This window comes from Bacillus salitolerans, from assembly GCF_042680805.1.
GTDB classification, from domain to species: domain Bacteria; phylum Bacillota; class Bacilli; order Bacillales; family SA4; genus Bacillus_CJ; species Bacillus_CJ salitolerans.
On sequence record NZ_JBHUEM010000021.1, the window covers coordinates 64,379 to 86,280 of the forward strand.

General features: G+C 38.0%; 20 protein-coding genes and 1 pseudogene. 19 read left to right on the plus strand and 2 right to left on the minus strand.

From position 1 onward, the window contains the following. Positions 1–492 precede the first annotated feature (492 nt). The 16 genes and pseudogenes from ACFSCX_RS13970 to ACFSCX_RS14045 all read left to right on the plus strand — a co-directional run bounded on the left by ACFSCX_RS13970 (position 493) and on the right by ACFSCX_RS14045 (position 14,962). Entirely contained in the window at positions 493–1,815 is a 1,323-nt protein-coding gene (locus ACFSCX_RS13970) for an APC family permease (protein ID WP_377928869.1), read from the plus strand. Positions 1,816–2,182: 367 nt separating this feature from the next. Next, a pseudogene (locus ACFSCX_RS13975) lies at positions 2,183–2,614 on the plus strand (DinB family protein); the annotation flags it as partial. Positions 2,615–2,635: 21 nt separating this feature from the next. Then, a complete protein-coding gene (locus ACFSCX_RS13980; protein WP_377928908.1) occupies positions 2,636–3,229 on the plus strand; it encodes a DJ-1/PfpI family protein in 594 nt (197 codons plus the stop codon). 96 nt (positions 3,230–3,325) lie between these two features. Continuing rightward, on the plus strand, positions 3,326–3,652 hold the full coding sequence (locus tag ACFSCX_RS13985) for a metal-sensitive transcriptional regulator (RefSeq protein WP_377928870.1): 327 nt from the start codon (positions 3,326–3,328) through the stop codon (positions 3,650–3,652). Positions 3,653–3,669: 17 nt separating this feature from the next. Next, on the plus strand, positions 3,670–3,876 hold the full coding sequence (copZ, locus tag ACFSCX_RS13990) for a copper chaperone CopZ (RefSeq protein WP_377928871.1): 207 nt from the start codon (positions 3,670–3,672) through the stop codon (positions 3,874–3,876). A 71-nt stretch (positions 3,877–3,947) separates the two neighbouring features. Beyond that, the gene (locus ACFSCX_RS13995; RefSeq protein ID WP_377928872.1) at positions 3,948–6,365 is read left to right on the plus strand and encodes a heavy metal translocating P-type ATPase; all 2,418 of its coding nucleotides are present in this window, start codon (positions 3,948–3,950) and stop codon (positions 6,363–6,365) included. A gap of 14 nt (positions 6,366–6,379) precedes the next feature. Next, positions 6,380–7,213 carry a hypothetical protein gene (locus ACFSCX_RS14000; protein ID WP_377928873.1) on the plus strand — a complete coding sequence of 278 codons (834 nt, stop codon included), beginning with the start codon at positions 6,380–6,382 and terminating at the stop codon, positions 7,211–7,213. Between the two features lie 127 nt (positions 7,214–7,340). After that, a complete protein-coding gene (locus ACFSCX_RS14005; RefSeq protein WP_377928874.1) occupies positions 7,341–7,790 on the plus strand; it encodes an Hsp20/alpha crystallin family protein in 450 nt (149 codons plus the stop codon). 18 nt (positions 7,791–7,808) lie between these two features. Beyond that, positions 7,809–8,006 carry a hypothetical protein gene (locus tag ACFSCX_RS14010; protein ID WP_377928875.1) on the plus strand — a complete coding sequence of 66 codons (198 nt, stop codon included), beginning with the start codon at positions 7,809–7,811 and terminating at the stop codon, positions 8,004–8,006. Between the two features lie 80 nt (positions 8,007–8,086). Further along, entirely contained in the window at positions 8,087–8,470 is a 384-nt protein-coding gene (locus ACFSCX_RS14015) for a hypothetical protein (RefSeq protein ID WP_377928876.1), read from the plus strand. A 21-nt stretch (positions 8,471–8,491) separates the two neighbouring features. Continuing rightward, the gene (locus ACFSCX_RS14020) at positions 8,492–8,803 is read left to right on the plus strand and encodes a hypothetical protein (protein WP_377928877.1); all 312 of its coding nucleotides are present in this window, start codon (positions 8,492–8,494) and stop codon (positions 8,801–8,803) included. 152 nt (positions 8,804–8,955) lie between these two features. Continuing rightward, entirely contained in the window at positions 8,956–9,894 is a 939-nt protein-coding gene (locus ACFSCX_RS14025; protein ID WP_377928909.1) for an AAA family ATPase, read from the plus strand. Next, positions 9,891–11,072: a DUF58 domain-containing protein gene (locus ACFSCX_RS14030; RefSeq protein ID WP_377928878.1), complete on the plus strand. Its 1,182-nt coding sequence runs from the start codon at positions 9,891–9,893 to the stop codon at positions 11,070–11,072. The genes ACFSCX_RS14025 and ACFSCX_RS14030 overlap by 4 nt, the downstream gene beginning before the upstream one ends. Further along, complete coding sequence (locus ACFSCX_RS14035; RefSeq protein ID WP_377928879.1) at positions 11,066–12,271, plus strand: hypothetical protein; 1,206 nt, start codon at positions 11,066–11,068, stop codon at positions 12,269–12,271. Before ACFSCX_RS14030 ends, ACFSCX_RS14035 begins: the two co-directional genes overlap by 7 nt. 163 nt (positions 12,272–12,434) lie before the next feature. Beyond that, on the plus strand, positions 12,435–13,517 hold the full coding sequence (locus ACFSCX_RS14040; protein ID WP_377928880.1) for a D-alanine--D-alanine ligase: 1,083 nt from the start codon (positions 12,435–12,437) through the stop codon (positions 13,515–13,517). A 71-nt stretch (positions 13,518–13,588) separates the two neighbouring features. After that, positions 13,589–14,962: a UDP-N-acetylmuramoyl-tripeptide--D-alanyl-D-alanine ligase gene (locus ACFSCX_RS14045; protein WP_377928881.1), complete on the plus strand. Its 1,374-nt coding sequence runs from the start codon at positions 13,589–13,591 to the stop codon at positions 14,960–14,962. 45 nt (positions 14,963–15,007) lie between these two features. On the opposite strand, the gene ACFSCX_RS14050 is transcribed toward ACFSCX_RS14045, so the two are convergent. Then, a complete protein-coding gene (locus ACFSCX_RS14050; RefSeq protein WP_377928882.1) occupies positions 15,008–15,979 on the minus strand; it encodes a nuclease-related domain-containing protein in 972 nt (323 codons plus the stop codon). Between the two features lie 297 nt (positions 15,980–16,276). Here ACFSCX_RS14050 and ACFSCX_RS14055 point away from each other — a divergent pair, with 297 nt between their 5' ends. After that, on the plus strand, positions 16,277–18,109 hold the full coding sequence (locus ACFSCX_RS14055; protein WP_377928883.1) for a glycosyl hydrolase family 18 protein: 1,833 nt from the start codon (positions 16,277–16,279) through the stop codon (positions 18,107–18,109). A 34-nt stretch (positions 18,110–18,143) separates the two neighbouring features. Further along, positions 18,144–18,848: an alpha/beta hydrolase gene (locus ACFSCX_RS14060; protein ID WP_377928884.1), complete on the plus strand. Its 705-nt coding sequence runs from the start codon at positions 18,144–18,146 to the stop codon at positions 18,846–18,848. 6 nt (positions 18,849–18,854) lie between these two features. On the opposite strand, the gene ACFSCX_RS14065 is transcribed toward ACFSCX_RS14060, so the two are convergent. After that, on the minus strand, positions 18,855–19,727 hold the full coding sequence (locus ACFSCX_RS14065) for a DegV family protein (RefSeq protein WP_377928885.1): 873 nt from the start codon (positions 19,725–19,727) through the stop codon (positions 18,855–18,857). 523 nt (positions 19,728–20,250) lie between these two features. Here ACFSCX_RS14065 and cshA point away from each other — a divergent pair. Then, complete coding sequence (gene cshA / locus ACFSCX_RS14070) at positions 20,251–21,777, plus strand: degradosome RNA helicase CshA (RefSeq protein WP_377928886.1); 1,527 nt, start codon at positions 20,251–20,253, stop codon at positions 21,775–21,777. Positions 21,778–21,902: the final 125 nt, after the last annotated feature.

Below are 21,902 nucleotides of genomic sequence, written 5' to 3' on the forward strand. Positions count from 1 at the left end.
CGTTTGGATGGGGAAGTAAGATAGATTTTAACAAAATAACTTTAGCGCTTAAAAGCGTCTAAGCGTTTAAGTATGATAGAGAATTAGCTTTGTAGACTAGTAGCCTTTTATTTACAGAATTTAGAGACTGGGTGGGTAGTGAAAACCCAGGGAATAATAAGGTGAATTTACACTACTATGGGATAGCTAAGTTACAAACGAGTGGATAGATTAACTAGTATCTATCAATTAGGGTGGTACCGCGGAGAACTCTTCGTCCCTTGCTTTAGGGAGAAGGTTTTTTTATTTTACACAAAATGGAGTGAGGATATGGTAAATAATTTTATTGTTAAATGATGTAAGGGAAGCAATTAATAGTCTATCTGGAGGCACTCGATGAAGTCGTAAACCCGTTAGGTACCCAAAGAAGGGCTGCGAGGTACCGAACATAACAAAAAGATTATTACATGAAATCTTAATCGAAGTATAATTTCATCATAGGAGAGGTTAATCATGAAAGGATTACAAAGAGGTTTAAATAAATGGCATGGATATGCCCTAATGATCGGTGGGATGATTGGCTCTGGAATCTTTGTTGTAACAGGAGAAGCGGGAGGACAAGCAGGGCCATCTGTACCTCTGGGATATATTGTTTTATTACCAATCTTACTATCTTCCGCTTTAGCTTATCTTGTATATTTAAGTACTCCCTTAGGAAACAGTCCTGGAGGAGCTTACACACATATTAGTCGAACATTTAAAAGCTTTTTTGTGGGATTTATATTTATGTGGTTTCAATATATAGCTTTATTAGGAGTTATGGCGGTTATCTCGATATCGTTTGGCGAGTTTGTGGCAAGTTTAATAGGGGTTGGACATCCTTTAATGATAGGTACAGCATTATTACTCTTTTTCTTCTTCTTAAATGTTACAGGTGTAAAATGGTTTGGCCAAGTCCAACTCGCAATGACTGTCATATTATTTATAGCCATTGCAGTTCTAGTGATTCCAGGGTTGTTCTTTGTGAAGTCTGGTAACTTCACCCCATTATTTCCTTTTGGTTTAGAGGGGTTCTTAAGTATTCTCCCAAGTTTGTTTTTTGCTTATTTTGGATTTGAACAGTTAGCACAGGCTGGTGGGGAGATGAAAAATGCTCAAAAAGAAATGCCGAAGACGATGCTAAGAGGTTCTTTACTAACAATGGTTATATATTTTCTCGTTTCTTTTGTTGCATTCGGCGTTCTACCTTATGAGCAACTTGCTCAGTCAAAGGGTGCGATGTCTGAGGTTGCAGCATCATATTTACCTGGATTTGGAACTTGGATTGTCAACGTTGGAATTATGATGGCTTTTGCTACAACCTTAAATTCGTTAATGATGGTCGTTTCAAGAATTTTATTTACGTTCGCAGATGATCGTATTATTCCGCCAGCTCTAGCAAAAGTTAGTGATCGGTTCGGGACACCGCATCTTACGTTAATGATCAATACCGTCTTGGTTCTTATTCTGATATGGACAGGCACCATGAGTTTTGTATTAAGTATTGCTCTACAAGGAATGTTCTTAATGTATATTGGTCATTCAGCAGCTATGATTGCTCTACCGTATGTAAGGCCTGAGCTGTATGAGCTGGCTCAGTTTAAACCGTCACGCTTCTTAATGCTGATTGCGGGGGTATTCTCCATTTCTGTCTTATCCTTCTTTAGTTTTACCATGATTATTTCGGTCATTGATGTTCTTCTTATATGGATGGCAGTTGGAACGTTTATTTATTTAGCAGGAAAACGATTTGGTAAGAAGACAAATTTTGATTATGAAAAGCAGTTAAACATTTGAGTTTAAGACAAGGGCTAGCCCTTGTCTTTTTAGTTCTAAAAAGACAAAACAGAGTAAACTAGGAATCCAGATTAATATTTATCCCGTTCCAACTGGCGCTAAGACCCCCACTTCAACTTTAGATGGATTGAAAAGTTTAAGTGGGGGATAAGCGCCAGTAAGAACCCGATAATATGAACACAGACTAAGATCGCCACATCCTGTGGCAACGTCTGTGTGACCCACATCATGCGGGCCGGGGCTAACAATCAGTGGGGGATGAGGATAACCCCCACTGATTGAAGTTTCACTTTATAAGCATTAATGTAGAGAGAAGTAAAGATAACTTTTATAATAGAAGGAAAGCCATAAATTGGGAGTTGGAAGTTTGACGACTAAACAACACATTATCAATAAAAAAAAATCAATAGGTGATTGGGTCCAGAGTTTAAACGAATTGAGTGACGAAACGTGGTTCCAACCCTTTGAAAAGGGGAAGTGGGGGGCGGCTGATGTCATCTCCCATTTCATAACATGGGATCAATTTTTACTAGATTATCGTTTACCGTATATCATGAAACAGGAACCCTTTCCTAAAGTAGATATTGATGTCGAAAAAGTGAATAACGATGCTTCGCATTATGCACGTTCCGGAAAATCAAAGGAACAGATTATTAACGAATTTCAAGAAATTAGAAGAAAAGTGACAGCTTATTTAGATGAAATACCAGATGAGATTTTTAATGGAACCATTAAAACAAGTAAAGAAATTCGGACGCTTGACTATTTTGATGTATTAATTGAGCATGATTTAAAACATAAGCAGCAAATTATTGATTTTATCGAAAAAGGAAAGACGAGAAAAATAGCCATTGTATGCTTCGATCAATTTACAGACATAGACGTATTCATGCCATGGGATTTATTAAACCGTGTTCGTTTAGTAGGGAAGGAGAATAACTGGGAAGTTAAAATCCTTGGAACAGCTGATACACATACTTCGATGGCAGGTTTAACGATACCTACCCACGGTATGGTTGAAGAAGCGAATGGGGCTGATGCTGTAATATTTGCTAGTGGCACAGGTATTCAACGATTAATCCGAGATGAAGACTATCTTAACAGATTTAAATTGGACCCAAAGAATCAGTTAATTGGATCTATGTGTTCTGGAGCATTATTGCTGGGAGCGTTAAAGCTACTTGATGGTAAAAAAGCGACGACCTATCCAACTGTTGTTCACCAATTAAAAGAATTTAATGTTGACGTTGTGGAAAGTAGCTTTGTAAATGAAGGGAATATTTCAACAGCAGCAGGCTGTTTAGCAGCGGAAGAGTTAGTAAGCTGGATTGTCAAAGAGTTAATTGGTGATGAAATGGTAAAGATAATTCTTGAAACGGTTCAACCTGTAGGACAAGGTCTGTTGTTTAACTAAAAGGTCATACACTTGAAAAAATGGAAAAAAGATAAATTAATGTGTTGCATAGTATACCCTAGTATGGTATATTTTACATGCGGGAGGTGGTTCAATATGGAAAATACCCATAATGACGACTGTTGTGCACTTGAAAATGGGGAACGAAAAAGCCATCATTCAGAAAAGCATAAAAAAAATTTAGTCAGTCGCTTAAATCGAATTGAGGGTCAAATACGAGGAATTAAAGGTTTGATTGAAAAAGATACGTACTGTGATGATATTATTACTCAAATCTCGGCTGTTCAATCAGCATTAAATAGTGTAGGAAAATTGCTTCTAGAGAGCCACTTGAAAAGCTGTGTGATTGAACGTATTCAAGATGGGGATGAAGAGGTTTTAGATGAATTATTAGTAACGATACAACGAATGATGAAAAAATAAAAGGAGATGTAAAAAATATGGAAAAAATAACACTGAAAGTAAATGGAATGTCATGTGGACATTGTATCAAAGCGATTGAAGGTAGTGTTGGTGAGCTTTCAGGCGTAAATCATGTCAAGGTAAATCTAGAGCAAGGTACAGTAGACCTAGAATTTAATTCTGCTGAAGTTACCCTAGATCAAATTAAAGAAACGATTGATGACCAAGGATATGATGTTGCATAAAACGCGCTAAAATAGCGCGTTTCTTCCGGTCATTAACATACCCCTATGTGGTATATTGGAGGGATAAAAATATGAATGAATCACAAAAAGAAACGACAATGCCCATAACAGGAATGACGTGTGCGGCTTGTGCGATACGAATTGAAAAGGGTTTAAATAAAGTAGAAGGAGTTCAAGCGGCGACTGTTAATCTCGCACTTGAAAAATCAACTGTAAAATATGACCCTACTGTAACAAACGTGGCTGCCCTTCAAAAGAAAATTGAAGACTTAGGTTATGGAGTTGCAATGGAAAAAAAAGAGTTTGTAATAACAGGAATGACCTGTGCAGCATGTTCGGCGAGAATCGAAAAAGGACTAAATAAGCTAGAAGGTGTTTCGAAAGCGACAGTAAATCTTGCTTTGGAAACAGCTGTTGTTGAATATAACGGATCAGAGGTGACTGCTTCGGATATTATAGCCCGGGTTGAAAAGCTAGGATATGGTGCAAAAGTGAAGGATGAAGATCGAACGGATGGGGTAGACCACCGTCAAGCTGAAATTGAAAAGCAAACAGGTAAGTTTATTTTTTCAGTGATCTTATCTCTTCCTTTATTATGGGCAATGGTTAGCCATTTCTCATTTACATCTTGGATTTACTTACCTGACATGTTTATGAATCCGTGGGTTCAATTAGCGCTTGCAACCCCAGTTCAGTTTATCGTTGGAAAGCAGTTTTATGTGGGAGCTTATAAGGCACTTCGAAATGCTAGTGCAAATATGGATGTACTTGTTGCACTTGGAACATCAGCCGCGTACTTTTACAGTGTGTATCTTTCATTTATGTCAATCGGCTCAAATGAACATATGACGGAGCTATATTATGAAACTAGCGCAGTATTAATTACACTCATTGTACTTGGAAAGCTTTTTGAAGCAAAGGCAAAAGGTCGTTCTTCTGAAGCAATCAAGAAATTGATGGGCTTGCAGGCGAAGACAGCTACGGTAGTACGTGATGGAAATGAAGTCGAACTTCCATTAGAAGAAGTAATTGTAGGAGATATTATTCATGTAAAACCAGGTGAGAAAGTTCCAGTGGATGGTGAAATTGTTGAAGGAAGATCTGCATTTGACGAGTCAATGATTACAGGAGAAAGTGTTCCAGTCGATAAGGAAATTGGTGACATCGTTATTGGATCAACGATTAATAAAAACGGGTTTATTAAAATGAAAGCAACGAAAATAGGAAAGGACACGGCGTTAGCTCAAATTATTCAGGTGGTCGAGCAAGCGCAAGGATCTAAAGCACCTATTCAGCGATTAGCAGACCAAATCTCAGGTATTTTTGTTCCTATTGTTGTGGTCGTTGCCATCATTACCTTCCTTATTTGGTTCATATGGATTAATCCAGGAGAATTTGCAGTTGCACTTGAAAAACTGATAGCTGTTTTAGTCATTGCATGCCCTTGTGCACTTGGATTAGCGACTCCTACATCCATTATGGCAGGATCAGGTCGAGCAGCTGAATTTGGGATCTTGTTTAAAGGTGGAGAGCACTTAGAAACGACTCACCGAATTACGACTGTTGTTTTAGATAAAACAGGTACTGTAACAAAAGGTACACCAGAATTGACAGATGTAATGATAGAGGGCACCCTTACAGAAGAGGATTTCTTACAGCTTGTTGGATCAGCCGAGAACAATTCAGAGCATCCATTAGCACTTGCCATTGTGGACGGAATTAAAGCAAAGGGAATAACACTACTTGATGTAACTGAGTTTGAAGCAATTCCAGGCTATGGAATAATGGGAAATGTAAATGGAACCGAAGTAGTAGTTGGAACACGAAAGTTAATGCATAAATATGAGATTCATGTTGAACATGCATTAGCCAACATGGAGGCGCTAGAGCTACAAGGGAAAACAGCAATGCTCGTTGCTATTGACCGTAAATATACTGGAATTGTAGCAGTTGCTGATACGATTAAAGAAACCTCAGCAGCTGCCATTAAACGATTGCAGGAAATGGGACTTGAAGTGATCATGATGACAGGTGATAACGAAAGAACAGCTAAAGCAATTGCAGAAGAAGTTGGAGTAGATCGCGTCATTGCTGAGGTTTTACCAGAAGGTAAAGCAGATGAAGTGAAAAAGCTACAGCAAGAAGGAAAGAAAGTAGCCATGGTTGGAGATGGGATCAACGATGCTCCAGCACTTGCTCATGCAGATATAGGTATGGCTATTGGAACAGGTACTGATGTGGCAATGGAAGCTGCAGATATTACCTTAATTCGTGGTGATTTAAATAGTATTGCTGACGCAATCTTAATGAGTAAAAAAACAATCGTGAACATAAAACAAAATCTATTTTGGGCATTTGGGTACAATACGCTAGGAATTCCGATTGCTGCCTTAGGCTTCTTAGCACCTTGGCTCGCTGGAGCGGCAATGGCGTTTAGTTCAGTATCGGTTGTCCTGAATGCTTTAAGGTTACAAAAGGTGAAATTGTAGAAGGAGAGAAAGATATGAAGAAGTGGATATTATCTGGAATAGGGTATCTCCTAATTGTGGTTATTGGTTACATGATTTATTCTACTCTGTTTCAAGACGATGTAGCACAAACAGAGGATTCTCATGGGGAGCATGAGGTAGTCAACGAAAATGAAACTGATAGCCATGGACACGGTGATCATCAGGATGAAAATCCAACTGGTGTGAGTGAAGTAAAGGTTGACCTAATTGTAGAGGGAGACGAGATGAGGATTGCGTTAACGAATCTAAAAGGTGAGCCCGTTACGAACTTAGAAATCAATCACGAAAAGCTATTACACTTAATTGTAGTAGATGAACATTTAGATCAATATTACCATCTACACCCTGAAGAGGTAGGGACTGGTCAATTCATGGTTAAGCATTCTTTTAAAGAAGGGGCCTACAAGGCATTTGTTGATATAAAGCCTTCAGAATTATCATACACAGTATCCCCAATAGAATTTACTATCGGGAATATAGAAGAAAGCCATGCACACGATCATCTAGAAGTGGATACAGAGTTTCAGAAAACCATAAATGATGTAACGGTAAGCTTAAACATTACTTCATTTAAAGTCCAAGAAGATGTTACACTAACCTTTAGTTTTCCTGAAGGGACGAATCTTGAACCATACCTTGGAGCAATGGGACATGTCGTTATTCTTGATGAGGAAGCTGACAATTATATTCATGTCCATCCTGTTAGTGAAGAAGATACAATTTTTGCAACTAGTTTTCCAAAGGCAGGGATTTATAAGGTATGGGGAGAGTTTCAAATAAATGGGCAAGTATACACATACCCATTTGTTATAGAAATAAGTGAATAGTGATTGGTCATGAAAAGGAGTGGGGGTGTCTCACTCCTTTTATTTATTCTAAGTATGAAAGGTGGTTTTATTCGTCCTTTCTCTCTCGTATATATAGTAGTAATGCGTAGGAAGGGAGGGTGTAAGTATGAAACGAAATAAAGGATTTGCTCATTTAGCAGATGCGAGTGAACTGTTAGGCGAGGATTTTTGGGATGTGATGTCAGATGTATTACCATATATTGGACCTAGGATTGATGTGGTTAAAACAAATAAAGAGATGATAATTGTGGTGGATGCTGCCGGCATTTATTCAAAAGAAAGCCTAAGAGTGAGCATACATGGTTCAATGTTAGTGATAGAAGGTGAAATCATTCGGCCTTATATAAATGAGGAGTTTCAAATTATTCAAGATGAGCGGTTTAATGGAACATTTAAAAGAAAAATTAGATTATTAGAAGATTGTATTGTCCATCAAATGAAAGCAAGTTACACAAAAGGACTGTTAGATATTAGAATCCCTCTATACCACGAAATACCAGATCAGCCCCAAAAAACCATTCCCATCGATTTTGCTGACGAATATCCACTAACTTAGAAGAAGGAGGTTATTAGTTTGACAAAAATAAAAATTGACCATTTTAAAATTGGTAATATAAATCACACTTCATCCGTTCAATCAGGTATAAATATCCCGACAAATTGGTCTCATGTTCAATCATCCTCAGAAGGATTTGGAACGATAAATGGGCTAAATAATCAAATGAAAGATAACACATCAATCGTGAAAAAATCTAGGAATAGTAATGGTTAACATTTATAGTTCTGTCATTTCCTTAATAATATAGGAGTATTGGTAATATACATGTCTTAATAGAAGCAAGGAGTAAAGGGATGAGTGAAATGGATAAAGTAACGGATCATACAGAACATACAGCCATAGAATTCCTCCTCCAAAAAATGGAGAAAATGGAAGAGCAGCTCCGGGAAATAAAAGAGAGGAAAATTGAATACCATATAACGATTCACGATATTCATGTGAATGACCCCATTTTAAAAGAGCTCAGTTTTAATTTGGAGGCTTTAGATATTAAAGAATTGAGCGGATCATTAAACTTAGGGAATAATTTCTCACCTAAGGTTGAACAAAAAGGTAAAATGGATCTACAAAAAGAACCACGAAAAAAGAAACAGAAGCAGTCTTCAGAGCAGAACCAATCCTCAAATGGTATTATCATTTTAATTAATGGCAAGAGAATACCGTACTCCATACAATAAACATTCAGAAAGGAGGGTATGATGAGCATCCTTTCTCCTAAATTTATGATAGGTTCGATTCGAATAGGAAGTATTGAAGGTGCATCCTGCCTTAATATGGGGAATAATTTCCCTAATAACTTTACGAGTCACAAGAAACATCATCAAGGCTTTGGTACGGTCATTGGTGACCAAAATGAAATAAAAGGAATTTTATCAAAGTTAGAGAATCAAGACACAATAGATCTGATCACGAAAGCTGATTCAGAGGATACACCACAATGGGTAAAAGACCTAATTACCTCAGCTTTAAAAGACCAGCAGGGAGATTCTCTAGATGATCAAATTGAATAAATGAAAATCTTTAAGGAGTGAGCGGACTTCCCTCACTCCTTAATCGTGTTTATAACATGGAAAGTGATGGTAATTTTCATTTATCCTTGATGATAGTATAATGTAGAAATAATATTCAAAAAACGGGGGATGTCATCTTGCAACTATCTACGATAAAAAATGATATAAGAGACAGAGTAAGTCAAGTATTAATTGGAAAAGAGGAAGTCACAGAGTTATTACTTATCTCCATGCTTTGTAAAGGGCATGTGTTATTAGAAGATGTACCAGGTACGGGGAAGACTCTTTTAGCAAAGACCATTTCCAAGCTATTAGGGGGACAATTTAGAAGACTTCAATTCACACCAGATGTACTGCCAAGTGATGTTACAGGGGTTGAGTTTTTCAACCCGATGGAAAAGGAATTTGAGGTGCGGATGGGACCTGTTATGACGAACATCTTATTGGTCGATGAAATCAATCGTGCAACCCCAAGGACACAATCGAGTTTACTAGAAGTCATGGAAGAACGCCAAGTATCGATTGGCAATGATACCATCTCGCTTCCAGCACCATTTTTTGTTTTAGCAACACAAAACCCACTCGAATCACAAGGCACGTTCCCACTTCCGGATGCACAGCTAGATCGTTTCTTTATGTGTATACATATGGGGTACCCTAGCTTTGAAGAAGAACACCAAATGATGAAACTATATCGTGAGAATGAACCAATTAAGAATATTGAAGCTTATTTTTCTTCGATTGAAGATTTTATTCAGCTTCAAGAGCAGGTTCAAAAGGTGGACGTATCAGAGGATATGGAACGTTATCTTTTACATATTGTACATAAAACGAGAACGCATGAGTATGTTGGAGCAGGTGTAAGCCCGCGTGGAACACTTGCATTTATGAAGGCGGTTCAAGCAAAGGCCCTGTTAGAGAATAGACAATATGTAACTCCTGAAGATGTAAAGAAGGTTGCACCATATGTGCTTAGCCATAGGTTACAACTGAATATGGAAGGAAGCTTACGTGTGACGAAGCCAGAAGTCATTCAAGAAATCCTACTATCTACTGAAACACCTGTTGAGGAAGGCGTAGCTACAAAGTGAGAGACTGGACCAAACAAACCTTTAAACCAGAAAGTGCAACTGTCTTACTCGTAATCGTTGTCTTCTTATCGATTCTGAATTACTTTATGCTATCACTTACATTGTCTATTATGCTAGTCAGCGTGATTGTAGTCTTTACGATTGCCCACCTATATCATAAATACGTAACCCTTGATCTTGTGAATAAACGAAAGATTATTCGAGTATTCCCGGATGAAAGCGTTACTGTTCCCTTTAACATAAGTGGGAAAAGTATCGTCGCTCTTTTTTATGGGAAACTATCATTTCGTCTAAGCAATACCGTCCGGTTAACGAATGCACAATTTGAAATTGAAAGAAATGAAGATACGGAATACTATCTAGATGTTTCAAGTGGAAGAAAAGATCATCATCTTCATATTCAAGCTAAAAAACGTGGACGTGCTGTCATGAGACAAATTGAAATTCAAGTGTTTGATCCACTATTTATTGGGAATTCAAGCTTTCTGTTTAAGCCCTTTTACGGTACAGAAATTTTAATTCTTCCTAAAATGACGCCAGTGAAAGGAATAGAAAAGCTAGTAACTTATCAAGTTGGAAATCAACCAAATAGTCACTCTTACTTTCAAGATCCACTGCTCATATCTGGAATAAGAGGGTATCAGCATACTGATTCGTTTCAACAAATTCACTGGAAGGCATCTGCAAGAACGGGTGAGCTTCAAACGAAAATACTTGAAAAAACGACCCATTTAAAATGGACGATCCTCTTAAATGTCCTAGAAGATCAGGAGTATCACAGTTACTCATTGTCTTTTTCAAGAAATTTGGAAAACCATATTAGTCATATTGCGTATTTACTTCAAATTGCTGAAAAGCAAGGAATATCCGTAGAGTTGTTTGTAAATATTTTAGCCAAAAATCATTTTCAGCTTCTTCATCTGGAAGAGGGGGCCGGGAAAGAACATGTGATAAGAGGATTAGAATTGCTTGCTAGAATCGACTATTCGAGCGCTACTTTAAAACCAGAAAGATTCTTGAAGAGAGTTGAATCAAAGCTTGCGGGATCATTCTGTGTCATCTTATGTGGGATTACAAAGCAGGAAGTGTTAAAAACAACCTCTGACAAGCGTATCCATACTCTGCCATACTATGAGCTACAAGCTTCAGATGAAGGGGGGGCGCTCTTGCGATGCTAACCAAACAGGATTGGATATTGTTTATTCTCTTTGGACTAACTAACATATTTGAAATCGTTTCGTTATTCTTACTAGCTGGAATTATCGTAGTCGATTTACAACCAATCCCTTTACTGTTCGTATATTTAGTACCGTTATTACTTGTTAGGTGGGTTCAACTTAAGCTTGGTGGAATACCGTATGCTTTTTACATGATGGTTCCATTGATACAAATGGTTGTTCTGTTTCTGTTAGGGTATGATTTCCTACCTATCTTACTTGTTGGTATTTTTGTAAGCTGGCGAATCATTGTACTATCAAGAGAGCCATACCTTGAAAATCAAGGAGTTTGGCTAGCTGTCGTGTTGTTATCAACGTTTCTCCTCCTACTTATTAATAGAGAATTTTTATTTCAATATGTAGGTTGGTTTGTTCTTCTAATTATTATTTACATTAGTATTCGAATTATAATTCACTTAAGGAAAAGTCAGTGGGTATTTGTACGAAGAAGCTATCAATATTTGTTTATCTATATTTTCGTTTCTTTCGTAGCGATCCTGATCTTATATCATAGTGGCTTATTTTTGATGAATACCTTCTTTCCGTTTATCTGGCAAGGCGTTGCGCTCTTGTTTAGTTATCCGTTAAGCTGGATTTTTTCATCTATTAGTCTAGAATATTCAGGCTATGATGATGTAGAAAAGGGACTAAAGAAGCTTCAACAAAAACCATTTGAACAAGCCCAGCAAAACCTGCAATCAAACATGGAGATGAATGTTATTTACATCCTAGTAGCAGCTGTAGTCATCACGATTATCGTGGTGATGTATATAGCTCGTAAGCGATTATTAGGTAGTATACAAGATAACGCGAATGATATTCGTTTAGGCGATGATGAACATGGGGACAAAACCTCTCTATTTGCCCCTCTTAAAGATTTAAGAAAAGCTTTTTATAGTCGAGCTGGGAAAAATGAAGTTCGCGTTCATTTTCAAAAGCTTCAGGTATACTTAAAAAAACGTGAAAAAGGGCGTCTTGGATCAGAAACGGCTCTGGAATGGTTTGAGAGAATTGGCTTAACTGATCGTGATTCGAAAAGGGTTCTCGAAATCTATCATATAGCGAGATATGGAACTCGCATATTATCAGATGAAGAGGTCCAGTTTCTTATTCAAAATATAAAAGAAATTAAACAAAAGTTTCCTAAAAAGAGATCATAATGTTCTAGGATGAATCTCACGCGTGGACTTACCGTGATTTATAACAGGTAGTTTTGAAACGAGCAGTAAGAATCATATATATTTTTAGTGGAACGTTGTATAATCTTAGTGATGATGATATGAAAACTGTTGATGCATGTTACAACAGTAAGGGGGAACGACAATGAAGGTAAAACTCGGCCTATTATATGGTGGAAAGTCTGCAGAGCATAAAGTGTCACTTCAAACAGCATTAGCCGTAACAAAGGCACTAGACTTAACAAAATTTGAAGTGCATCCAATATATATTACTGATAAAGGAGAATGGGTAAGAGGTCCCGAGCTTCTTGAGGCGGCAAAAGATGTGCAGTCACTAGAGCTTAATGCAACTCAAGCCGTGTCACCCTTATCTTTGAATAAGGAATTATTTCCTACCACCACTGAGGCAGAAGATCAATCGATTGATGTTGTCTTTCCTTTACTTCATGGACCCAATGGTGAGGATGGAACGGTACAAGGAATGCTTGAATTGATGAACATCCCTTATGTAGGGAATGGTGTTCTTTCCTCAGCAGCAGGAATGGATAAAGTAATTATGAAGAATTTATTTGCTCAAGCAGGACTCAAGCAGGCTAAGTATGTATCCTTTATCCGTAGTGAATGGGAGAAACAAAAGTCGGAATTATATAACGCTATTGAAGAAACGTTAGGTTATCCTTGTTTTGTTAAGCCGGCAAATTTAGGCTCAAGTGTCGGTATAAGTAAGTGTGAAAACCGTCAAGAATTAGAAGTAGCATGTGTGGAAGCCTTCCAATTTGACCGCAAAATCATCGTTGAAGAGGGCATTATTGGTCGTGAGATTGAGATTGGGGTTCTAGGTAATGATGAACCGGAATGCTCGGTTGCAGGTGAAATTGTCCCGAAAAAAGCCTTCTATGACTATAAAGCGAAATATGAAGATGGAGATACAGCTCTCATTATTCCGGCTGATCTTACAAACGACCAATATGAGGAAATGAAAGAAATGGCGATCCGTGCGTTTAAGGCAATTGATGGAGCTGGCTTAGTGCGCGCAGACTTTTTCTTAACAAAGGAAGGCGATTTCTTAATTAATGAGGTCAATACAATGCCAGGCTTTACACCATTTAGTATGTTTCCATTATTGTGGGAGCACACAGGTGTTACGTATCCTCAATTGATTGAAAAGCTTGTGAAATTGGCATTAGAAAGACACGAACAGAAGCAAAAAATCAAACATACATTTTAACTAGCCTACACCATTTGTAAAAATGGTGTTTCTTTTCGGGAGTTAATGCTTATTCAAGGAGGTTGTAAAAGATGATCAGAAGAAGCCTATCTGAAATAAATGAGATGCTTGAAAGTGTAGAAATAGTTGGAGATAAATCCGTCCAAGTGAAGGGTGTATCGATAAATACTCGGGAAGATTTAAAAGGAAAGCTCTTCATTCCTTATAAAGGAGAAAGGTTTAATGGACATTCGTTTGTTCAGGAGGCTTTTGAAAAAGGTGCCGTGGCGAGTTTGTGGGCAAAGGATGAGCCCAATCCGCCCCAAAATGTTCCGTTAATTATTGTAGAGGATACGCTTTCTGCCTTACAGCAGCTTGCAGAAAGCTACCGGGATGAGCTGAATGTAAAAGTCATTGGGGTTACGGGCAGCAATGGAAAAACAACGACAAAGGACATGGTGTTTTCTGTACTCTCTACTGTATATCGAGTTCAAAAAACAGAAGGTAATTATAATAACCATATCGGCCTTCCTCTTACGCTTCTAAAAACAGAAGAAGAGACAGATATGCTTGTCCTGGAAATGGGGATGAGTAGTAGGGGAGAAATTGAATTCTTGTCTAAACTAGCAAAACCAGATGTAACAATTATCACAAATATTGGTGAATCTCATCTGCAAGATCTTGGCTCAAGGGAAGAGATTGCCGAGGCAAAATTAGAAATTACAGCAGGTTTAAAAGATGGAAGCTCCTTAATCTATTTTGGAGATGAACCACTTCTTCAGGAGCGGGTTGGACGTTATTCAACTATCAAACGTATTCCGTTTGGAGAAAGTGAAACGAATGATTACTACCCTGTATTTGTTAAACAGGAGACGACAGGCACCTCTTTTACAACTAATAAAGTGACAAGGCCGTTCTATATCCCGGTCCTTGGAAAGCATAATGTTTTCAATGCCCTTGCAACAATTGCAGCGGCTCAGGAATTAGATGTACCATGGGAAGATATTATTAAGGGGCTGTCCCAATTAAAAGTTACACAAATGCGTACGGAGTTAATTCAAGGGAAGCATGGCACAACCATCATTAATGATGCCTACAACGCAAGCCCGACTTCGATGAAAGCAGCTATTCAGTTATTACAAGACTTAGAAGGATACAAAAGGAGAATTCTCGTATTAGGTGATATGCTTGAACTAGGTGAAAATGAGCGTGCGTTCCATGTTGAAACAGGCGCTACCATAGACCCAGCAAGAGTCCACCTTGTTTATACGTATGGAGAGCTAGGTCAATATATTGCAGAAGGTGCAAAAAGCAAGTTAGCTAAAGACAAGGTAAAATCCTTCCTAAATAAAGATGAATTAATGAATGACCTAGTCCAAGAAGTTAAAGAGAACGATGTTGTGTTAGTAAAGGCTTCTAGAGGCATGAAGCTAGAAGAAGTTGTCGAGCAATTGAAGGAAGATTAAACATTATAGATACACCACACCTCTAACATTTGTTGGAGGTGTTTTTTATTTTTTATAAAACGGACTTAGGAAAACGAAGTTCTTTGTTCTACCGGTAGAATGGAGATTCATTCCTTTAAGTAATTTGCACGCAAGTACTGTTGAAACCTGAAGAAATATAGCGGCCTCTCGGGTAGTGATAGTTGGAGAAACTAACAAGAAGTAATCCTGTATTGCCTGGATATGGGCTTGTTTAGATGTGAGTTTACAGGAGGGACAAAACCAATTTGCATTGATACGTTTCATAGGTGCAGAGGAACATTGGGGGCATTGAACACCATTTAAGATTAAGTCGGGTGTTAGTTGGTAAAGCAATTCAATGTTTGTCTCCAACGGTGTATGACTTTTTAGTAGTTGTTTGCAGAGCCTTTTCAATGATTTTTTATCAGTGGCGTTTGAATTTGTTTTATTTGCTAGTGTGTAGATATGCTCTGTTAAGCTCTCGAGATGAATTACCTGTTTGCGTAATTGGTGGATATTCGCCGTCTGATCAGCTTTTATTATTCCATTTGGATTGCTGATTACCACAACAGAATAAATGGGGAGTGAAATGTGATGATTGTTTAACCATTTCTGAAGCTGGAGTGTTTGTCTTTTCACTTGTGCAATCGGGTTCTTAAAACCTTCTTCTTGATCGTTCAATGTACGGATTAGCTGGTTAAAGGAAGTGTGAAATAGAAGGGATCCCTTCATATTTTTGACTTCGATAATGAGAATAAAAGAGGGATGGATTAAGAGGGTATCGATTTGGAAGTAGTAGTCACCACACGGAAGCCTGAGGTCATATAAAATATAGAATTCATCTGAATCTAGGATACTTAAGTGGTAATCGAGTGCTTGTTCTCCGCGATAACCAGCCATTTGTTTGTTCCAATCCTCTTTAATTTCTGCTAATTTTGGGTGCCATGGTGGTAATCGTCGTTGAAGTGCCTCAGTGATTAACAATCTTATTGATTTCTCATGGTTTTTAATGATCAACGAATCGCCTCCTACATAGTTTGTGTTTATATTCTAGGTTAAATGGCAAATTCCTCCTGATTGCCGTTGGAGTTTTCCCGATGGAAAAGTGATTTCATCTATTTTTGGGGTTATTTCAACCAAACAAGGGATGATTTCATGTGTTTGTTTGGTTATTTCAACCAAACAAAGAAAGATTTCAACCATTTTTCAACTCTTTTCAACTAATTGCCAAAAAATAGCAACCTTCGGAATGACTGGTTATTTTTCTACACCAATAGCAAACACTACTAAAAAAGCGACTCGGGAGGGAGCTAAATGTTTCAATCATATCGAATTGTGAAAAAAGGTGAAGAATATGAGTTGATCTTATTTATTGATCAACAATCCACAGAATTTTCATCTGAATTTGGCAGTGAGTTTTTTATTGAGAGAAGTAAGGATTTAAAAGGAAGAGTCGAGGACTTTGTTAAGGAACGGCTACCGCAATACAAAATTAACAGTGTAAAGGTTATGGTCGGTACTATGCTAGTCGCCACCTTGGCATTAACTTCTAATCCTGAAGCACCTGAGGCTGCAGTTCCTGATCCGTACATTAATATGTCGTATCTTTACTTTGGTAACACAAATATGTTTATTTCCCAAGTGGAAAGGACGAAAGGGAATCTAAACTATGTGGCACCAAGTTATTTTGATATAAGTACGACTGGTGATTTGATTTTAACGGACAAATTTAATCCGGTTTTTATAGAAGAGATGCATAAAAAAGGAATTAAAGTTACTCCTTTTTTAAGTAATCATTGGAGTAGAGAAATTGGAAGAGCGGGACTTGCAAATAGGGAAAAGCTGTCCACTCAAATTGCAGCAGCCATTGAAAAATATAATTTAGACGGTGTGAATGTCGACATTGAAAACGTAACAGATGCAGATCGTGCAGCTTATACGGATTTTGTGCGATTGCTAAGAGAGAAAGTTCCTGCCCATAAGCAAATTTCTGTTGCCGTAGCTGCTAATCCTAATGGTTGGACGAAGGGGTGGCATGGTTCATACGATTATAAAGAACTGGCCAAGTATTCTGATTACCTTATGATCATGTCTTATGATGAAAGCTATCCTGGTGGACCAGAAGGACCCATTGCGAGCTTACCATGGGTCGAGATGGGGATTCAATATGCATTAGCCCAAGGAGTTCCAGGAGATAAGATCGTAATAGGACTCCCTTTTTTCGGAAGATATTGGATTGAAGGAGAAGCAAGAGGTGGTAACGGCCTTTCACAAGAACGGATAGAACAACTTATAAATAAATATGAGAGTAAAGTTGTTTATGATAGCGTAATGGAATCACCGAAAGCGATTGTTACGATCAAACAAAGTGATCCAGTTACAACTATCAATGGGGTACCGCTTAAACCAGGTGTTTATCATATTTGGTTTGAAAATGAACGATCGATTGAAAAGAAAGTTAGGCTTGTTAAAAAATACGGATTACGTGGGACTGGAAGCTGGGCTTTGGGGCAGGAAGATACAGACATTTGGAATGACTTTCAAACTTGGTTAGTTGGAAATGTACCAGTAGATTCGATTGTTCCTGCGGCTACTACAGATTATGAAGGAAGCTGGGCAAAAGAGTTTATAGATACAGTAAGAATTAAAGGGTGGATGAAAGGTGTCACAGAAACAACCTTCAATCCAAATGGACAGCTGACGAGACAACAGGCTGCTCTTGTTTTAACTAGGATGTTACAGTTAGAAGAAATTGAAACTATACCGAAAAATGGTTATTTTAGTGATGTCCACACAAAGGATGCGGAGGCTCAAAGAGCGATAGCAATTATGAAGCAGTATGGTTATTTTCAGGGTGATAGTGAAGGGAAGTTTCGGCCAGGTGATCCCATTACAAGAGAACAGATGGCTGTCGTTCTCCACCGTATCCTTGAAGATAAACAAGGGCATACAATTGAAAGCTCTCTCACTTCTCAGCCATTTAAGGATATATCTACAACTCGATATTCCTATAAGGCAACCGCTGATTTAAATGCACTTGGTATTCTTTCTGGTTATGATGATGGAACATTTCAACCGACTAAGCCTATTACAAGAGCACAAATGGCTAAATTGCTGGCACTCTCAGTTGATCAATTAATAAAGTGATTCATCATTTGAAGGGTAAAAGGAGGCATTTATTTTGATTGGATGTCTTTGTATTCATGGTTTTACCGGTTCACCTTACGAAGTAGAGCCGTTGGTACATTATCTCCGAGAAACCACAGATTGGAAGGTAGTAGCACCAGCCCTACCAGGTCATGGTGATGAAAGTAATTTATTAGGTATCTCCTACAAGCTTTGGATTGAATTTGTGGAGGAAGAGTTAGAGGAATTAGTTAATGAATGTGAGACCGTTTATGTTATTGGTTTCTCTATGGGAGGAATGCTAGCTGCTTACTTAGCAGCTCGTTATCCAATAAACAAGTTGATATTACTTAGTGCATCGGCTTATTACGTGAATATGAAGCAGTTAATAGTGGATGTTACAGAAATGATAAGGGATGGGGTTAAAGGAAATTTAAAAGACAACATTCTATATCAGCGGTATCGTAAAAAAGTAATAGCAACCCCATTAGCAGCGACAAAACAGTTTCGACTACTAGTAAGAACGGTTCGACCACTACTGAAAAATATTCGAATTCCAACCTTAATCGTACAAGGAGAATGTGACGGTATTGTCCCCGTTAAAAGTGCCCATTATTTATTTGAACATATAGGATCAGAGGAAAAGAAACTTCTCTTCCTAAGCAGCTCCCCCCACCATGTTTGTCATGGTCCTGATTATAAACAATTAGAGAATGCAGTGACGCATTTCCTTCAAATAAAAGAAAAAAGCTCCTGTTAAAGGAGCTTAAATCTTTTTATTGCGGAGTGGTCCTTGGAATGAAAGAACAAGTCCACCTTCGCCTGCATATGTTCCTATGAGTGGCCCCATCTCGGTTAAGATTCCTTCTTTAAACGGATACTTATTTAATATTTCATTCAAGACGGCCTTTCCTTTTTCCTCACAATTACTGTGAGAAAGAGAAATGGTCTTACCTTCATATTCATTTGTGTATTCACCAATCGAATCAATAAATTTTTTAAGGGCTTTTTTCTCGCCTCTTACCTTTTCAAACACTTCAATTTTCCCTTCCAAATCAACTCTAAGGGAGATACGAATATTGAGGGCACTAGCGATTGCCCCTTTAAATCGATCTAATCTTCCACCTTTAATAACATTCTCTAATGTATCTAACAGAATAAATGTATTCAGTTTTGGAATGGTTTCATTCAATGAGCGAACCACCTCATTAAACGTTTTCCCAGACACCAATTCCCTTGCAGCTTGAATAATTAAAAGAACCATTCCAGGTGAACCATTGCTTGAGTCAATCACTTCGATTGTACGGTCTGGCTGTTCCTCTAGAAGCATGTTCTTGGCAAGGACAGCACTATCATAAGTGCCACTTAAACCTTTAGAAATAGTGATGACAATTAGTTCCTCGTCTTTAGGGAATTTTTTATACGTTTCTAAAAAGTCATATGGTGCTGGGCAAGCAGACTTCGGTAGTTCCTTTGATTCTTTCATTTTACGATAAAACGTTTCGTTATCAAGGTTTACACCTGCTTTAAATTGTTCTTCACCAAACTGTATATATAGAGGAACAATTTCAATCTTATATTTTTCTTGAATTTCTTTTGGTAAATCCGAAGAGCTATCTGTAATAATTCTTACTGCCAAAACTATTCACCCACTTACTAATTTTGTGTTTAGAGAACTTATCGCTGTAAGTATTTTTCATAAAATCAGAAAGCATAAGTTTCTCGTGTTTACCTTTTCCGATGTTCCTGCGTAATCTGGCTCCAGCTCCCAGCCACTCGAGATCAAATAACCTATCATGAATAAAAGGGAAAACCATTCTTTTTTCATGACAGAACATTTGCTTGTCTTGGCTAAACGGGGCGCCCTGAGCCTTTTGTTCATAGTAACATAATTAAACCTTATTCGTTAGTTACGAATGACAGTTGTATAAAGGGAGTAGAAATGGTATGATGAAATTTAGTGTTTGGAAAATGTTTCATGAACGAACTTTTTACAAATTCCTGCATTCCAAATAGGAATGCTTTTTCTAATATAAGGTCAAAATATGACAGTACTAGTATTACTTAAAAGATGGAATTTCATAAGGGTACGGAAATTGTAAAAGGTTGATTCCATTTAAACCATAAAAACACGTAATGAAAAAACAAAGGAGAATGTTAGATTGAGTAAATTTCAAGATTTAGGCATTAGTTCAGATTTAATGAGATCCATTAGCAAAATGGGGTTTGAGGAAGCAACACCTATTCAAACTCAAACAATCCCACTTGCTCTGGAAGGAAACGACGTCATTGGTCAAGCGCAAACTGGTACAGGGAAGACGGCAGCATTTGGAATTCCGCTAATTGAGAAAATTGATATTCGCCAAGAAAAGATACAAGGTATTGTAATCGCACCTACACGTGAGTTAGCCATTCAAGTATCTGAGGAATTATATAAAATTGGCTCTTCAAAGCGTGTACGTGTCCTTCCGATTTATGGAGGGCAGGATATTGGTCGTCAAATTCGCTCGTTAAAAAATAAGACACCACATATTATTGTTGGTACACCGGGCCGTATCATTGACCACATTAACCGTAAGACTTTACGACTACAAAATATTGAAACAGTTGTTTTAGATGAAGCAGATGAAATGTTAAACATGGGCTTTATTGAGGATATTGAGTCCATTCTTTCTGAAATTGAAGGAGAGCGCCAAACGCTTCTATTCTCGGCTACAATGCCGGCACCAATTCAACGAATTGCAGAGCGTTTTATGAAAAACCCGCAAATTGTAAAGGTGAAAGCGAAAGAAGTAACAGTACCGAATATTCAACAGTATTTCGTGGAAGTACATGAGAAAACTAAATTTGATGTATTAACAAGACTACTTGATATTCAATCCCCTGAGCTTGCGATTATTTTTGGTCGTACAAAAAGAAGAGTAGATGAATTATCAGAGGCGTTAAACACGCGTGGATATGCTGCTGAGGGAATACATGGTGACATGACACAAGCAAAACGTATGTCTGTGTTGCGTCAATTTAAAGAAGGTACGATTGATATCCTAGTGGCAACAGATGTAGCGGCTCGTGGATTAGATATCTCTGGTGTTTCACACGTTTATAACTTTGATATCCCGCAAGATCCTGAAAGCTACGTACACAGAATTGGCCGTACCGGAAGAGCTGGGAAAACAGGTGTGGCAATGTTGTTTGTTACATCTAGAGAGATGGGACAATTAAAAAACATCGAAAATACAACAAAACGCAAAATGGATAAGATGAAGCCACCAACCATTGATGAAGCTCTTGAAGGTCAACAAAAGATGGTAGTTGAGAGAATTATTTCATCGTTAGAGGCAGAAAATTTAGCTTACTATAAGAGAACTGCTGAAGAGCTCTTAGCTGAGCATGATTCAGTATCGATTGTAGCAGCAGCCCTAAAGCTCATGACAAAAGAGCCTGATACGACGCCTATTAAATTGACATCTGAGCCACCGGTTGTTGTAAAAGACCGAAAGCCAAAAGGTAAAGGTGGTTATGGACAAGGTGGAAGAGGCGGACGTGACCGTGACTACAAAGGTAACCGTGAGGGTGGAAGAGATCGAAGCCGCTTTAAAGGATCTCGCCCATCTACAGGTGGTACAGCAGGTAGTACGAATAACAGAAGACCTCGCCGTGGCAGTACAAAACAGCAGCCACAGCAATAAGAACGGTAAAACACAGCACTTTTTGGGAGTGCTGTGTTTTTTTATACGTTAAGTGTTTAGTTTATACAAGGTTCCGGCTAAATCTAGCTCCAGCGTCCGGCCAAGGATGAAATGGCGACGATTTT

Coding starts and splice junctions, on each gene's coding strand:
- ACFSCX_RS14040 (WP_377928880.1), top strand. CDS start 12,435: ATGAAGGTAAAACTCGGCCTATTATATGGTGGAAAGTCTGCAGAGCAT.
- ACFSCX_RS13970 (WP_377928869.1), top strand. CDS start 493: ATGAAAGGATTACAAAGAGGTTTAAATAAATGGCATGGATATGCCCTA.
- ACFSCX_RS14000 (WP_377928873.1), top strand. CDS start 6,380: ATGAAGAAGTGGATATTATCTGGAATAGGGTATCTCCTAATTGTGGTT.
- ACFSCX_RS14005 (WP_377928874.1), top strand. CDS start 7,341: ATGAAACGAAATAAAGGATTTGCTCATTTAGCAGATGCGAGTGAACTG.
- ACFSCX_RS14035 (WP_377928879.1), top strand. CDS start 11,066: ATGCTAACCAAACAGGATTGGATATTGTTTATTCTCTTTGGACTAACT.
- ACFSCX_RS14045 (WP_377928881.1), top strand. CDS start 13,589: ATGATCAGAAGAAGCCTATCTGAAATAAATGAGATGCTTGAAAGTGTA.
- ACFSCX_RS14020 (WP_377928877.1), top strand. CDS start 8,492: ATGAGCATCCTTTCTCCTAAATTTATGATAGGTTCGATTCGAATAGGA.
- ACFSCX_RS13985 (WP_377928870.1), top strand. CDS start 3,326: ATGGAAAATACCCATAATGACGACTGTTGTGCACTTGAAAATGGGGAA.
- copZ (WP_377928871.1), top strand. CDS start 3,670: ATGGAAAAAATAACACTGAAAGTAAATGGAATGTCATGTGGACATTGT.
- ACFSCX_RS14015 (WP_377928876.1), top strand. CDS start 8,087: ATGAGTGAAATGGATAAAGTAACGGATCATACAGAACATACAGCCATA.
- ACFSCX_RS14055 (WP_377928883.1), top strand. CDS start 16,277: ATGTTTCAATCATATCGAATTGTGAAAAAAGGTGAAGAATATGAGTTG.
- ACFSCX_RS13995 (WP_377928872.1), top strand. CDS start 3,948: ATGAATGAATCACAAAAAGAAACGACAATGCCCATAACAGGAATGACG.